The organism is Dokdonella sp. (assembly GCF_049593775.1).
Lineage (GTDB): Bacteria > Pseudomonadota > Gammaproteobacteria > Xanthomonadales > Rhodanobacteraceae > Dokdonella.
The window spans coordinates 1-14,361 of the sequence record NZ_JBAWHJ010000405.1 but is presented as its reverse complement, the minus strand read 5'-3'; the positions used below and the strand labels follow the sequence as shown (position 1 = coordinate 14,361).

The window sequence follows — 14,361 nt, the reverse complement described above, 5'->3', positions numbered from 1 at the left end:
GTTCGAGGCGGTCAGCATAAAACCAACGCCGAAGCAGTAACGAAGGGAAGGTGATCGAAGCCCGTGACCCTGTTCGGACGCAGTTGCCTTTTGGAGCATCCGCTCCCACCTGGCTTGTCGTTTCCGGATCGAGGGCAGGGGGCAGGCACTGAGTCTCTCGAAAAGGCAGCCCGTGTGCCCAACCCGATCGTCCCGGGCTTGTCGAAGGACATTTCCGAATTGCCTGTCTCCTTGGCCAGCTGAGACCGCCGTTTCCTTCGGCGAGCGCGGGTCACGCTTGGCTCGCCACGAACGGAAATCCCATGCCTGAGCCTGCCTGAAGAGAAATCGTGGCTGAAGCCTCCGCATCGGGCTTCGACCGGCACCTTATATGCCGCGTTGCAACAATGTACGCTAGGCGGATGAACAATCCATCCAGAAACGCCGCAGATAGCCTGCGTTCCGGCGATCTTCCTGAAACCGACCAGGCCTTGCGCGATGACGTCAATCGCGTCGGTTCGCTGGTTGGAGAAATCCTCGCCGAACAATTGGGCGATGCGTTCCTCGAGAAAGTCGAGCGCATCCGCATCGCTGCGATAACACGGCGCGAATCGAACACTGGCACGGCCGATCTCGAGAGCGAGCTCAAGGACGTCGAGGTTTCTCACGCCACTGATCTCGTGCGTGCATTCTCCACCTATTTCCAGGCGGTCAATGTGGCCGAGCGCGTGCATCGCATTCGCCGGCGTCGGGAATACGAAATGTCCGATGCCGCCCCGCAGCCGGGCGGCTTGCGTGATGTCATCGGCAAATTGCGCGGAAGTGGAGTCAGCGATGAGGAAATGCACGGCTGCCTGGAAAGCCTGCTGATCGAACCGGTATTCACCGCGCATCCCACCGAAGCCGTGCGTCGCGCCCTGCTCGAAAAGGAAGCCGAGCTGGTTCGTGCGCTGGTTGCCGATATTGATCGCAGCCGCACCCCGGTAGAGCGCCGTACCGACGTCGAGCGCATGCGCATGGCCTTGACCGCAGCCTGGCAAACTGCCGAATTCGCGCTCGACAAGCCCACCGTTGGCGACGAACTGGAGAATGTGGGTTTCTATCTCACCGATGTTCTCTATCGCGTCGTTCCGGTGTTCTATGAAGTGCTCAACGACGCACTCGGTTCCGAGCCTGCCGCCAACGACTTGCCAACCCTGCTGCGGTTTGGCAACTGGGTGGGTGGCGATATGGATGGCAATCCGAGTGTTGGTGCCGACACGATCTCCGCCACCCTGGCCACCCAACGCAGGCAGGTTCTGGCTCTCTACCGTCGGGAAATTTTCCAGCTCGGTCGACTTCTGAGTCATTCGCTCTCGCGCGTGGGATGCTCGGCTGAACTGCTGGCGCGCATCGAGGACTACCGCAGGACACTGCCGATTGCCGCCAGGAAACTGCGCGCACGTCACGATGACATGCCTTACCGGCAGTACTTGAAGCTGGTCAACGCACGTCTGGCCGAAACCGAGCGGGGGTCCGAAGAAGGCTACGCGGACCTGGATGCCTTCATTCACGACATCCGCATCGTTACCGACAGCCTGCAGCAGAATCGAGGCGTGCATGCCGGATGGTTTGCCGCACGACGCCTGTTCCGCCGGGCCGAGACCTTTGGCTTTCATCTGGCAACGCTTGATTTGCGCCAGGATTCTGCGATTCATGACGCCGCGCTCGCCGCGCTTCTTGATGATGCCGAATGGGCTTCGCGAGAGGTGGATGATCGCGTTGAACGTCTGCACGGCGTGCTCGAAAACCCGGCCGCAGTTGCTGAAAGCGAGAATGAGGTTGCGGTCAAGACAATGGCCGTCTTTCGGACCGTGGCACGTCTGCGTCCTCGCTATGGCGCACAGGCATTCGGCCCATACATCGTCAGCATGAGTCGCAGCGCGGCCGATGCGCTGGCCGTGATAGCGCTGGCAAGTGTGGCCGGATGTGTCGGGGAATCGGGCAACGTGCCACTCGATGTCGCTCCTCTCTTCGAGACCGTTGCTGATCTCGATGCGGCCGAAGCCGTGGTCCAGTCGTTGTTCTCCGATCCGGCTTATCGCAAGCATCTGCAAGCGCGTGGTAATCGCCAGATGGTGATGCTCGGCTATTCCGACAGCGCCAAGGATGGAGGTCTGGTTGCTTCGCGCTGGGCCCTGCAGCAAACCCAGATCGCATTGACGCGACTAGCCCGGGAATCGGGTATTCGCATTGTCTTCTTCCATGGTCGTGGTGGGTCGGCCAGCCGTGGTGGCGGCAAGACCGAACGCGCCGTGATCGCTGCGCCCCGCGGTTCGGTGCAGGGCAGCCTGCGGCTTACCGAGCAGGGCGAAGTGATCCATCGCAAGTATGGAATTCGTGCCATCGCCCTGCGCAATCTCGAACAGATGACTGGCGCAGTCATGCGCGCCACCTTGCGCCCGCGTCCCCCGGAGCCACGCGAAGTGCAGTGGCGCTCGATGGCATCGGCTATCGCTGGTGAAGCACGCAATCGCTATCGTGACTTCATTCACGACAACGACGAGTTCACCGAATACTTCCGCAACGCCACTCCGATCGATGTGATCGAGCGCCTGCGCATCGGTTCGCGTCCATCGCGACGGGGTGGCGCAGGTGGCGTGGAAAACCTGCGTGCCATTCCCTGGGTTTTCGCCTGGTCGCAGAATCGTGCTGCCTTGACTGGCTGGTTCGGCGTCGGCAGTGGGCTTGCCCATGGTATCGAGTCGTTCGGTCGCGAGGCGATGGTAGAAATGACCCGGGACTGGCCATTCTTTGCCCAGCTCGTCGACGATGTGGAAATGGTCCTCGCAAAGGCCGACCTCGCCATCTTCGAGCGCTACTCGCGCCTGGCAGGACTGCTGCATGAATCCTTCTTCGCGGAAATCAGCGCGGAGTTCGAGCGTACGCGCACAGCCATCCTCGAACTGAAGGGCGAAGACGAATTGCTTGCGCACGATCTGCGCCTGCGCCAGTCGATCCGCTTGCGCAATCCGTACGTGGATCCGATAAGCCTGCTCCAGGTCGACTTGCTCGCCCGCTGGCGCGCGACCGATCGCAAGGATGATGACTTGCTGCATGCGTTGATCGCCACGGTCAATGGCATCGCTGCGGGAATTCAGAATACGGGGTGAATGGCGGGGCAATCGCCATTGCATTTCGTAGGAGCCGGCTTCAGCCGCGATGCTTTTCCGCAGCGTGCCGAAACACATCGGGCCTGAAGGCCTCTACGAAGTGCAGGTCCATAGGCGCCAAGGTGAGTCGGCAACGCACTGGGCCGACACCAGATTTTCGTAGGAACAGGCTTCAGCCGTGATGCTTTTTTCGCAGCGTGCCGAAACACATCGGGCCTGAAGGCCTCTCCTACAAAAGCGCCGGGATACGGCGCGATCCTTGCGATTCTCGTAGGGTGGAGCCGCCGCAAGCGATTCCAACTTTCGCGTGGAAGTTGGGCTTTCCTGTTGAGTGAATATCCTGCGGCGGAACCACCGAAGGTGATTCCGCCCTACAAAAACCGCATACGCGGGCGCCCTAAATATTCACCGGCTCAGGCTTCGTCGCATATCGATACAACAGCCAGGCGATGTAGGCGAGCAATGAGAGCCCAAGCCAGCCACCGAAGTGCATCGATTCAGGCAGGGCGAGCACATCGGCGCGCCCGGTGACGACAATTGGAATGGCAATAAAGATGCCCATCAGGGCTTCGCCAGTAATCAGGCCGGCGGCGAACAGCATGCCCTTGCGATGAATCTTGCCGTGCTCGGCGTCGTCCCTGGCGCCGCCGAAATGACGCTCGACGATGTGCGAAAGCAGGCCGCCGAGGAAGATCGGCACCATCAACTCAATCGGCAGGTAAATGCCGATCGCGCAAGCCAGCACCGGAATGCGGAATTTCTTGCCGGTGGCCTTGAGCCAGGAATCAACCGCGATGATGACCGCGCCGATGCCGGCGCCAATGCCGATCGTGGTCCATGGCAGTTCTCCGCCGAAAATGCCCTTGGCTACCGAGGCCATCAGGTTTGCCTGCGGTGCCAGCAGTGGATTGGGGTGATCGGCCGTGGGTTCGCCGATGCCATAAGCATGCAGCAACAGGTTCAGCACCGGCGCCATGATCAAGGCCGAAGATACCGCGCCGATAGCCAGCATCAGCTGCTGCTTCCACGGTGTCGCACCGACGATGTGCCCACATTTGAGATCCTGCAGATTGTCGCCGCCGATACAGGCCGCGCAACAGACCACTGCGCCGATCATGATGGCGGCGACAGCACCGATCGGAGAATCACGGCCGAGCAGCAATACAAGAATCAGTGCGGCAAACAGGATCGTTGAAATCGTGATACCCGAAACCGGGTTGTTCGACGAACCTACCAGGCCGGCCATGTACGCGGACACCGAAACAAACAGGAAGCCGGTGACGATCATGATAATCGTCATCGGGATACTGGCGGTCCATTGATGGACGATACTCTGGTACAGCCACAGCAGGGGGAGGGTGAAGAGAACCAGGCCGATCGCGATGTACTTCATCGGGATGTCTCTTTCGGTATGAGCAACGACCTCGGTAGCACCTGAGCGCGTCGCATCGAAACCGCTCTTGATTCCAGAGAAGAGCGAATTGCGCAAGGAGATCAGCGTCCAGATGCCGCCGATCAACATCGCGCCGACGCCGAGATAGCGGATCTGTGCATTCCAGATGATGAAGGCCGCATCTTCAGCTGACGCGGTGGCGACTTGTGCGGCGAGCACCGGATCGGTATCGAGAAAGTACGTGCTGTAAATCGGAATCGCGATATTCCAGCCGATGACCGCTCCCAACAAGCAGACGATGCCGATGTTGAAGCCGACGATATAGCCAACACCGAGCAGGGCAGGCGACAGGTTGGTGCCCATGTACGCGATGCCCTTGCCAACATAGGCGGCGGAGGCCGCTGCGTCGGGAAACAGACGCAGGCCGCTGGCTGCCGCGACCTTGGCGAAGCCGCCGAGCAAGGCGGCGATGCCGAGGGTCTTGATGCCCTGGCCGGGGTCTTCGCCTGTCTTGAGCACTTCTGCAGCGGCCTTGCCTTCGGGGAAGGCGAGGCCCTGATCGACGATCAGCGAACGCCGCAACGGCACCGAGAAGATCACACCGAGCAAGCCGCCGAGGCCGGCGATGGCAAACACCCATTGGTATTCGAATTCCTGCCAATAACCGAGGATGACCAGTGCCGGAATCGTGAAGATCACGCCGGATGCGATCGAGGAGCCCGCCGATGCGCCGGTTTGCACGATATTGTTTTCTAGGATGCCGCCACCGCCGAGCAGTCGCAGGATGCCCATCGAAACGACCGCAGCAGGAATCGCCGAGGCGATGGTCATGCCGGCGAACAGGCCGAGATAGGTATTCGCCGCGGCGAGGATCACCACCAGCACGATGGATAGCAGGATGGCGCGCAGGGTCAGCTGCGGAGCGGGTTCAGCGACAGCACTCATGAATGACTCCCCGATTGGTGCCAATCCCTTGGCGCATGGATGTGATGCATTGCAACAACGGCCGCGCATGGTTCACGCCGCGCGCCGCGACGTGCATAGTAGCCTGCAATCCCATTGATCTTGCAATCACGATGAAGCCCATTCCCGCCAATCCCGAGAATCCGGACGCTGTTGCAGAGGCCACTGCACGCATGCCGCGACAGATCCCCTACATCATCGGCAACGAGGCCTGTGAGCGTTTCAGTTTCTACGGCATGCGCAATATCCTCACGCCGTTCCTGATCACGACCCTGCTGCTCTACGCGCCGATCGCGGAACGCGCCGGCATCGCCAAGGATGTGTTCCATACCTTCGTAATCGGCGTGTATTTCTTCCCGCTGCTCGGTGGCTGGATCTCCGACCGGTTCTTCGGCAAGTACAACACTGTGTTGTGGTTGTCGCTGCTCTACTGCGTCGGCCATGCGTGCCTGGCCCTCTTTGAATCGAATCGAAGCGGCTTCTACATGGGGCTGTTCCTGATCGCGCTGGGATCCGGCGGTATCAAACCCCTGGTATCGGCCTTTGTCGGCGACCAGTTCGACCAGAGCAACAAGGCAACGGCGAAGGTGGTCTATGACGCGTTCTACTGGACGATCAACTTCGGCTCGTTCTTTGCCTCATTGCTGATGCCGCGAATCCTCGCTTCCTGGGGACCGGCTTGGGCGTTTGGCATTCCTGGCATCCTCATGTTCATCGCGACCGTGATCTTCTGGAGCGGGCGCAAGAAATACGTGAACGTGCCACCCACCCCGAGCAATCCCGACTCGCTGGTCAATGTCGCCAAGACCGCGCTGTTCGCGTCCGGCAACGGAAGTGCGGGTTTGATCATGGCGTCAATTGGCGTGGTGGCTTCTGTAGCCATCTTCCTGTTCTGGGCCATTTCACCCTCGTGGTGGCCCGAGCATTTCAGTTTCGTCATCACGTTCTGCGTGGCCCTCGGCATGCTGATCCTGTTTGGCGGCATCGGCACCTCGTGGCAACTGGACCGAGCCCGCGGAAAACATTCAGATGCCGCTGTCGAAGGCGTGCGTGCGGTATTGCGCATCCTCATCGTCTTCGCCCTGGTGACCCCGTTCTGGTCGCTGTTCGACCAGAAGGCCTCGACCTGGATCCTGCAGGGCAATGCCATGGTCATGCCACATGATTCCTGGTGGTGGCCGAGCTGGCTTGTACAGCAGCCGGCACAGATGCAGGCGCTCAATCCGCTGCTTGTCATGCTGCTGATTCCGTTCAACAACATTGTCCTGTACCCGATGCTGAGACGCATGGGCATGCAAGTTACTGCGCTGCGGCGCATGGGCTTCGGCATCGCGTTTTCCGGCCTGGCCTGGGTCGCAGCCGGCCTGATCCAGATGAACATCGATGGTGGCGACCCGACCTCGATCGCCTGGCAGGTGCTGCCCTATGTGTTGCTGACTTTCGGTGAGGTATTGGTATCGGCCACTGGTCTGGAATTTGCCTACAGCCAGGCACCGCCATCGATGAAGGGAACGATCATGAGCTTCTGGCTGCTCTCGGTCACGTTCGGAAACCTCTGGGTATTGATCACCAATGCCGCGGTTCGCAACGAAGGCGTGACCTCCTATATCGCGCAAAGCGGGCTCAGCGAACCGGCGTTCCTGATGTTCTTCTTTGCCGCGTTTGCGCTACTGGCCGCGTTGGCGTTCGCCATGTACGCGAGACGTTACCCGATGGTGGATCATTATCGGACTGTGTAGGCACTGCGCTTCCAATTGCCTGGTCCCGGTGATTGCCGGGACCAGGTGATTTGCCAGCTGAAGAGCACGCGCCTTCGGAGCGCGGCATCCCTGCCTTTTTTCACTAGCCTCCGGGCGAGTGAGTCACTTCTCGTTTCGTACTCTCCGCGCGAGTATTGCGGCACTAGCCCAAAGCTGTCACACGCCTGCGGCGCAGTGGCCACGCGAGAGAAAGTAGGGCGCTCGCTGAAGGCCAGTGAAAGCACTGCCTTTTCTGTGCACCGCGAAGCGGCGTAGCTATAAGGTGAAAACTTCGCTTCGCTGCAACCAACTAGTACGCGAAGTGCAGAACAGTCGCACTCCACGAATGAGTGCCGGCGCTGCGCCGGCACCCCATCCCATCAATGAACGTGCCGAGTCCCCGACTTCGGGCAATGACACGACGCCGTCGGTCCGTACTCGATGCCATAAGTGCGACCGTCCTGATGCTGCTGCCAGTAGAACTCGGGCGCCTTGCGGCCCTTGCCGCCTACTTCAGCCATGTCCGCATCGATATCGAAGACGCGGCCATTGATGACCACGTAGCGCGTGTCGATCGTCGAACGGATGTCTTCGAGCGGGTTGGTGTTGAGGACGACGAAGTCGGCTCGCTTGCCGGGCTCGAGTGAACCAATCTGCTTCGACAGGCCGATCAGGTCGGCGCCGTCGATGGTTGCCGCGCGCAGGGCTTCGAAGTTGCTGAAGCCGCCCTGGGTCAGCATCCAGGTTTCCCAGTTCTCGGAAAGGCCCTGCAACTGGCCGTGGCCGCCGGTCTGGATCTTGATGCCGTTGTCGCGCAGTTTCTTCGCCGCCTTGCTCACCTCGACATGGTAGTAGTCCCAATCCGGTGCAGTATCGCGGCGGATCGAACGAGCTTCGAGAGTTTCCCTGGGGAAGAAGCGGTTAAGCTTTTCGTCCTCCCAGACGTTGTCGCGCGCGTACCACCAGTACTCACCGCTGAGGCCGCCGTAGCTGACCACCAGGGTCGGCGTGTTGCGCACATCGGTCTCCTTCCACAGGTTGATGACGTCGTCATACAGCGGTGCAACCGGGATGTTGTGCTCGATGCTGGTCACGCCATCGAGGACCATCGTCATGTTGTGGTTGTACGTCGATCCGCCTTCCTCGACGACGAGCATCTCGAGCTCGCGCGCTGCCTGGTTGATCTGCTGGCGCTGGTTGCGGCGGGGCTGGTTGTAGCTCTTGACGCTGAATGCGCCATTGGCCTTCATGCGGCGCAGGTGCGAGCGTGCGTCGTCGAGTGAGTTGACCTCGGCCTTGAAGTCACCATCTGCGCCATAGAGGATCGTCCCCGTCGAGTAGATGCGCGGGCCAACCATCTCGCCAGCCTTGACCAGTTCGGCCTGCGAGAACACGGTTTCCGTGGTTGCCGAAGGATCATGCGTAGTGGTCACGCCGAATGCGAGGTTGGTGTAGTAGGCCCAGTTCTGCTGCGGTACGACACCGCTGGTGAAGTGATTGACGTGTGCGTGGACGTCGACGTAGCCCGGCACGATGGTCTTGCCCTTGGCATCGATGACTTGTGCATTCGACGGAATCGCAACGCTGCCGCTGGCGCCGATCGCCTTGATCGAATCGCCTTCGACAACGATGACGCCATCCTCGATGACTTCCTCCTCGGTCTCGGCATCCTTCATCGTGACCAGGCGCGCGCCGGTGAACGCGAACACGTCGGATGGTGCGTCGTAGCGGGCGGTCAGGCCGACGTCGATGCCCTTGTCGCTACCGGGTTCGGGAAGGTTCCTGGGTGCGCCGGGCAGGAATGCGAATGCCTTGTCGAGATCACGCGTGTGGTACTCGCGGCCGACCATCCAGTGCAGTGAGCGCGAATCGGCCGACCAGTGCAGGTAGGAACCGACATCCTTGCTGATCAGGCTGACCGGAATCGCCTTGGTGTCCTTTGACAGCTCGATCACGCCGCCGGTTTGCGGCATCGGCGCAACATAGGCGTTGAACAATTCGGTAAAGGCGACCCACTTTCCATTCGGGCTGACGCTGACGAAGTTGATGTATTTCAGGTCAAAGACATCGCGCGGATCACTGCCGTCGATGCCAATGCTCTGCAGTTTCTTTTTCAGGCCGTCGCCGGTCAGGAAGGTGATGCGCTTGCCATCCGGCGTGAACTCCGGATCACCACCGGAACGGACCAGGCGCCGGGCTTCGCCGCCGGCAGCAGGCATGACATAGATCCCCGCTTCGCCCGAATTGAGATTGCCGGTCAGTGAACTGCCGGAGGTCTTCGAATAGACAATGCGGGAACTGTCTGGCGAAAAGCGCGGACCGTAGTAGAAGCCGGGCTTCGGAGTCAGGATGCGCGAGGTCTTGCTGGCAATGTCGTATTCGACAATGCGGCCCTGGTCGGCATCCGACCATGTCGTATAGAGCAACTTCTTGCCGTTCGCGCTGAAGCTCGGCTGGTATTCGTAGTGGGCGTTGTCGCCAGTCAGGCGAGACGGATTGCCGTTCGGCAGTGACTTCACCCAAAGGTGTCCGAGCGCGTGGAAGACCATGGTCTTGCCATCCGGGCTGGTGGCGACATCACGAATCATCTTCGGCTCGAAGCTGCCGCGACCTATGCTTTGCTCGAATCGCAGCGGCTCCGCAACCACTTGTTCGACATCCGCCGTGAACGGGATTTCCTGCGGCTTGCCGGTGCTCGCATCGACGCGCCAGAGCTTGCCCTGGGCCCAGATCACCAGTGCACTGGAATCGGGCGTCCATGAGAAGTTCGGATACGGACCGAAGATGGCCCAGGCTTCCTGCATGTCATGCGAGAGGCCGTCCCATAGCGGCGTCACCTTTCCGGTTTCCAGATCGAGCTTCTCAAGCACGGTCTTCTCGCGAACGCGCTTGACGAAGGCCAGCGACTTTCCATCGGGCGAGGGTTCCGGGCGAACGGCGCCACCGGGCGTTCCAATTACTCGCTCGATTTCACCATCGCGGCGGTCCAGGCGCTTGATCGCATAGATGACGCCATGCGGGTCCTTGTTGTACTGGAAATACGGACCGGGGCTGACATCCTCGGAAAAGTAGACGAAGTTTCCGTCCGGGCTGACTGCCGGTTCACCCAGGTCCTGCTGGTCGTTCTTCTGCTTGGTCAATTGCAGCCCGGCACCGCCGGCAATGTGGTACATCCACAACTCGCCAGCGCCCAGCGAACGTTCGCTGGTGAAATGCTTGCGTGCAATAAGGAACTGGCCGTCCGGGGTCCAGGCGGGATTGTTGAGCAGGCGGAATTCCTCCGTGGTCACCTGTGTGCCGTCGCCACCGATGACCGGCTTGCGCCAGATGTTGTTGCCGCCGCCACGGTCCGAGGTATAGGCGAGTTCCTTGCCATCCGGCGAGAATGCGGGTTGCACGTCCCAGGCAGCGCCCTGGCTGATGCGCCGGGCCTTGCCGCCTTCGATCGGCAACATGTAGAGGTCACCAAGCATGCTGAACACGATGCTCTTGCCATCCGGGCTCACATCGAGATCAAGCCAGGTACCTTCGTCGGTCGTGAAGCGAACGGTCTTGGTCTTGCCATGCGCGGCATTGACGTCCCATTCGGGCTTGTCATCCTTCTTTGCGGCCGAGTAGGCGAAGGCAGGCAAGAGCAGGCAGCCCAAGGCGAGGGCTGCTAGGTGGCGGATCGGCATGAATATCTCCCTTGGAAACTTCGGATTGACCGACCATCCTAGAACGGATCGGCCAACGAGACACGGGGCAGAAGTCCTGATCGGCTGGATTCAGGTGATTGATATCTGGCCTTCTACAGATACTTTTCGGGCGACCTGGTCCTCATGTGGCCAGGTCGTCCACCGAAAATCGAGCCAATCTGGACGATGGACTTCGCGTTCGGTCAGCCCTGGATGCGAAAAGCAGTGCCTTCACGCATACCCGCAGGCTGGCGGTATGTGCCAGCGAACCCCACCATCGCAGGGGCGCATGGCCGCGAGGCATCCGAAGCCCTGTTGTTCGTTTGAGGGCGAGCGTTGCGCAACGACATGGGGTCTTCCTGTGAAGGCAACGGCTCGCGCTGCGAACTTCGAACACCCAACTCGCGCTTCCGCTCTGTGTTGGCCTAGCTGACATCTCGCAATTTCCAGTTCTGGCCGACCAGCAGGTTCAGCCGATGCTTGACGATGGCGTGCGGGAGGCTGGTGCTGATGATGACTTCGACTCGATGGGCTTCGAGCGAGGCAGTGACCGTAGCCTCGGGGTCGACGACTCCAGTCTCTGGAGCGACTTGATCCGGGTCGTCTTGCAGGTCACGCCATTGTTGCCAAAGGCCGGGTTCGCGCAAGGCTGCTTCCAGATCCCTGGCCAGGTGTTCCGGCGAAACGCCATCGAAGCTCAGGGCGGGCAGTTCGCCGCGAGAGGTGGCGAGATCTGAAATCGTGATGAAATAGCGCTGTGCCTTGCTCATGTTGATTCACTCCTGTTGATGTATCTGGCGTGCCTGGCTCGTCAGTATCTCGATGGCCGTATCGAGAGAACCTGCATGGTTGGAAGCCTGCGGATCCTCCGCATACTCCACGGTGCCCAGCAACGGCGCCTGAATCCGCTGCTGGATGCTTCTCCTGTTGTCCTCGAAGCGCAGCATGTCCGGGTCGATGCGATTGGCAATCCAGCCGATCAATCGGCATCCATCCGCCTCAATCGCACGCGAGGTCAGCAATGCGTGGTTGATGCAGCCCAGGCGCATGCCCACGACCAAGATCACCTGCAGGTCAAGGGCTCGAACAATGTCGGATTGCATCAGGCTGTCGCCAAGTGGAGCCAGCCATCCGCCAACACCTTCGACGAGAACAAGGCGGTTGCCCATGGCAAGCCGCGAATGCGCAGCGCGAATGCGGGCGGTGGAGATGGACATGGAGCTCTCGAGCACTGCCAGGTGCGGAGCAATCGGCTCGGCAAAAACATGAGGGTTGATGTCGGTGTAGTCACCGCTGTACCCGCAGGCAGCGATGAGCGCTTCGGCATCCTCATTGCGCAGACCGTTGGAGGTCGAATAGGCGCCACTGGCAACGGGCTTCATGCCGACTATCGGGATCTGACGGGCGCGCATGGCACGAATCAGCGCGCAACCCACCCGTGTTTTTCCGATTCCCGTATCGGTGCCGCTGACAAAGAATCCGGTACTCAATGCCCTTCTTCCAGCCTTTTCGCCACCTTGCGCATCTGCCAGTTCAGCCATTGTCGGTTGAGCAAGAGCAGGAAAAAAATCAGCGCCGGAATTGCGACCTGGAACCGTTGCGGAGGCAGCAGGGAAAAAATAAACGAGAGCAGCAGAGAGACCGCGGAAACGACGGGAACAGCCGCCCAGCGCATGACGGCATAGCGGGTGGCCAGGGCCTCGTGTGCATCCAGGTCAAGCTCTTCGCGGAGCTTCCAAGCATGTCTGTACAGCGCCCAGGTTGCCGTGCCCATGCTGCCGAAAGCTACCGCGAAAACGACGATGATCAGACGCATGTCACCGGGCCCGTTTTCGATGGCGATGTGCGCGGGCAGCCAACCATCGGTGATCCAGAAGAAAAATGCCGCGAACACCATGCGCATCGGATAGATGAAAACGAGAACGAGGAATACAGTCAGCAGGCTAAGGCGTTGGCTTGCCCGGTCGTTGATGCCGTAGCGACGGCTCCAGGTGGAGTGCGCAGTCCAGAACAGAACGATCAGCAGGAAACTCGCGGCGAAGGCAGGAACCGACTTCACCGCCTCGATCAGGCTTTCGGCGGAATCAGGAATTTCGTCAATCGAAATCACCATCAAGGTGATGGCGAATGCGAATGCGGCATCATAGAACGCTTCGATGCGCGTGACTTCGGCGCCGCGATTGCGGAAGCCGTCTTCATCGCGCCAGGATTCTTGTGTTTCGAGCATGGAATTCGGGCCTCGGGCTGTACCGGCGATTCTTGCACGCCCGACTGCCGTGGTGGGGCCCCAGCCAAGCGAGGGGCCGAAAGCCAGGCCGAAATGGGAAAGGGCAGGGCTCGAGCCTGGCCTGCGAACGCGAACGATGGCAGGTAGAATGCGTGATTCCCAAGCCGCGACGGAAGCGTATCGATGTCATTCGAACTGACAAGCATTGAATCGGCGGACAAGGCCGGTTTCTACGCCGAACTGACAAGTCAGGCGCGTGGATTGCTTCACGGTGAGCATGATCGCATTGCCAACGCTGCCAATTTGGCCGCTCTGGCCTGGCATGCCTTGCCTGCCATCAACTGGTGTGGATTCTACTTCTTCGACGGCCGAGAGTTGGTCGTCGGTCCATTCCAGGGCAAGCCGGCTTGCGTGCGTATCGCCTTGGGTCGCGGTGTTTGCGGCACCGCCGCCAGCACGCGCGAAACCCAGTTGGTAGACGACGTGTACGCGTTCGAGGGCCATATCGCCTGCGATGCGGCATCCAGATCCGAGATCGTGGTGCCATTGGTCCTCAACGACCAGCTCCTGGGTGTTTGGGATGTCGATAGCCCGCAGCCAGGTCGATTCGATGAGGAAGACCGCAAGGGCATGATCGCCTTGTGCCAGGTGTTCGTTGAATCGCTACGCGTGGATGAACCCAGGACAGGAGAAGCAGCATGAGTAGCAAGGACGCGAAGATTCGCAATGTCGGGCCAAAATCCGCAGCCTGGCTGCGTCAGGTCGGAGTAAAGACCGCGGAAGATCTGTATCGGGTTGGGCCGGTGGATACGTTCCTGAAGGTCAAGCGAGCGGGCTTCAAGCCCAGCTTGAACCTGCTCTATTCCCTGGCCGGAGCAATCGACGATTGCCACTGGACCGACCTGCCGCCGGAACGCAAGAGCGGACTGATTCTTGATCTCGAAGAAGCGGAATCGGACAACCCGATTAAGACGCGCTGGGAAAAGCAGGCCGATCGCAGCGCGGAGATCGACGGCACCGAAGCGCCGCCCGCCGACTCGGATGGCGACGGATTCGGCGATGCCGACAGCGGTGTGCGCGAGCTGACCGGCACTTCGCGCGATCGCGATTGACAGGCTGCCGCTATTACACACGCTGTTGTGACATCGTAGGGGCGGGTCTCAGACCCGCCCGCGCCTTGCCTGATTTTTACTGATCCCCAATGAGAGCGGGTGGGTCCGAGACCCACCCC

General features: G+C 60.4%; 9 protein-coding genes. 4 read left to right on the top strand and 5 right to left on the bottom strand.

The genetic code is table 11. From position 1 onward, the window contains the following. Positions 1-401 precede the first annotated feature (401 nt). A complete protein-coding gene (ppc, locus tag WBP53_RS13985; protein WP_423929948.1) occupies positions 402-3,131 on the top strand; it encodes a phosphoenolpyruvate carboxylase in 2,730 nt (909 codons plus the stop codon). Positions 3,132-3,528: 397 nt separating this feature from the next. Here the strand turns inward: ppc and WBP53_RS13980 are convergent, their stop codons facing one another. Then, positions 3,529-5,469, bottom strand: coding sequence for an OPT family oligopeptide transporter (locus WBP53_RS13980; protein ID WP_423929946.1), 1,941 nt, complete (start codon positions 5,467-5,469; stop codon positions 3,529-3,531). A 131-nt stretch (positions 5,470-5,600) separates the two neighbouring features. Between WBP53_RS13980 and WBP53_RS13975 the strand changes: the two genes are divergently transcribed. Then, the gene (locus tag WBP53_RS13975) at positions 5,601-7,226 is read left to right on the top strand and encodes an oligopeptide:H+ symporter (RefSeq protein WP_423929944.1); all 1,626 of its coding nucleotides are present in this window, start codon (positions 5,601-5,603) and stop codon (positions 7,224-7,226) included. Positions 7,227-7,606: 380 nt separating this feature from the next. Here the strand turns inward: WBP53_RS13975 and WBP53_RS13970 are convergent, their stop codons facing one another. From WBP53_RS13970 to WBP53_RS13955, 4 genes are all read right to left on the bottom strand, one after another. Next, positions 7,607-10,903, bottom strand: coding sequence for an amidohydrolase family protein (locus WBP53_RS13970; RefSeq protein WP_423929942.1), 3,297 nt, complete (start codon positions 10,901-10,903; stop codon positions 7,607-7,609). A gap of 425 nt (positions 10,904-11,328) precedes the next feature. Then, entirely contained in the window at positions 11,329-11,673 is a 345-nt protein-coding gene (locus WBP53_RS13965; protein WP_423929940.1) for a hypothetical protein, read from the bottom strand. A 6-nt stretch (positions 11,674-11,679) separates the two neighbouring features. Then, positions 11,680-12,444: a dethiobiotin synthase gene (gene bioD, locus WBP53_RS13960; RefSeq protein WP_423929938.1), complete on the bottom strand. Its 765-nt coding sequence runs from the start codon at positions 12,442-12,444 to the stop codon at positions 11,680-11,682. Beyond that, on the bottom strand, positions 12,390-13,130 hold the full coding sequence (locus WBP53_RS13955) for a TMEM175 family protein (RefSeq protein ID WP_423929936.1): 741 nt from the start codon (positions 13,128-13,130) through the stop codon (positions 12,390-12,392). The genes bioD and WBP53_RS13955 overlap by 55 nt, the downstream gene beginning before the upstream one ends. 183 nt (positions 13,131-13,313) lie before the next feature. Here WBP53_RS13955 and WBP53_RS13950 point away from each other — a divergent pair, with 183 nt between their 5' ends. Together WBP53_RS13950 and WBP53_RS13945 are read left to right on the top strand one after the other, a co-directional pair. Continuing rightward, entirely contained in the window at positions 13,314-13,832 is a 519-nt protein-coding gene (locus tag WBP53_RS13950; RefSeq protein ID WP_423929934.1) for a GAF domain-containing protein, read from the top strand. Next, on the top strand, positions 13,829-14,242 hold the full coding sequence (locus tag WBP53_RS13945) for a TfoX/Sxy family protein (protein ID WP_423929932.1): 414 nt from the start codon (positions 13,829-13,831) through the stop codon (positions 14,240-14,242). Before WBP53_RS13950 ends, WBP53_RS13945 begins: the two co-directional genes overlap by 4 nt. Positions 14,243-14,361 lie beyond the last annotated feature (119 nt).

Excerpts from the sequence above, each read along its gene's own strand:
- WBP53_RS13980 (WP_423929946.1), bottom strand. The coding sequence starts at position 5,469 with ATGAGTGCTGTCGCTGAACCCGCTCCGCAGCTGACCCTGCGCGCCATC.
- ppc (WP_423929948.1), top strand. The coding sequence starts at position 402 with ATGAACAATCCATCCAGAAACGCCGCAGATAGCCTGCGTTCCGGCGAT.
- WBP53_RS13965 (WP_423929940.1), bottom strand. The coding sequence starts at position 11,673 with ATGAGCAAGGCACAGCGCTATTTCATCACGATTTCAGATCTCGCCACC.
- WBP53_RS13970 (WP_423929942.1), bottom strand. The coding sequence starts at position 10,903 with ATGCCGATCCGCCACCTAGCAGCCCTCGCCTTGGGCTGCCTGCTCTTG.
- WBP53_RS13975 (WP_423929944.1), top strand. The coding sequence starts at position 5,601 with ATGAAGCCCATTCCCGCCAATCCCGAGAATCCGGACGCTGTTGCAGAG.
- WBP53_RS13950 (WP_423929934.1), top strand. The coding sequence starts at position 13,314 with ATGTCATTCGAACTGACAAGCATTGAATCGGCGGACAAGGCCGGTTTC.
- WBP53_RS13945 (WP_423929932.1), top strand. The coding sequence starts at position 13,829 with ATGAGTAGCAAGGACGCGAAGATTCGCAATGTCGGGCCAAAATCCGCA.
- WBP53_RS13955 (WP_423929936.1), bottom strand. The coding sequence starts at position 13,130 with ATGCTCGAAACACAAGAATCCTGGCGCGATGAAGACGGCTTCCGCAAT.
- bioD (WP_423929938.1), bottom strand. The coding sequence starts at position 12,444 with ATGGCTGAACTGGCAGATGCGCAAGGTGGCGAAAAGGCTGGAAGAAGG.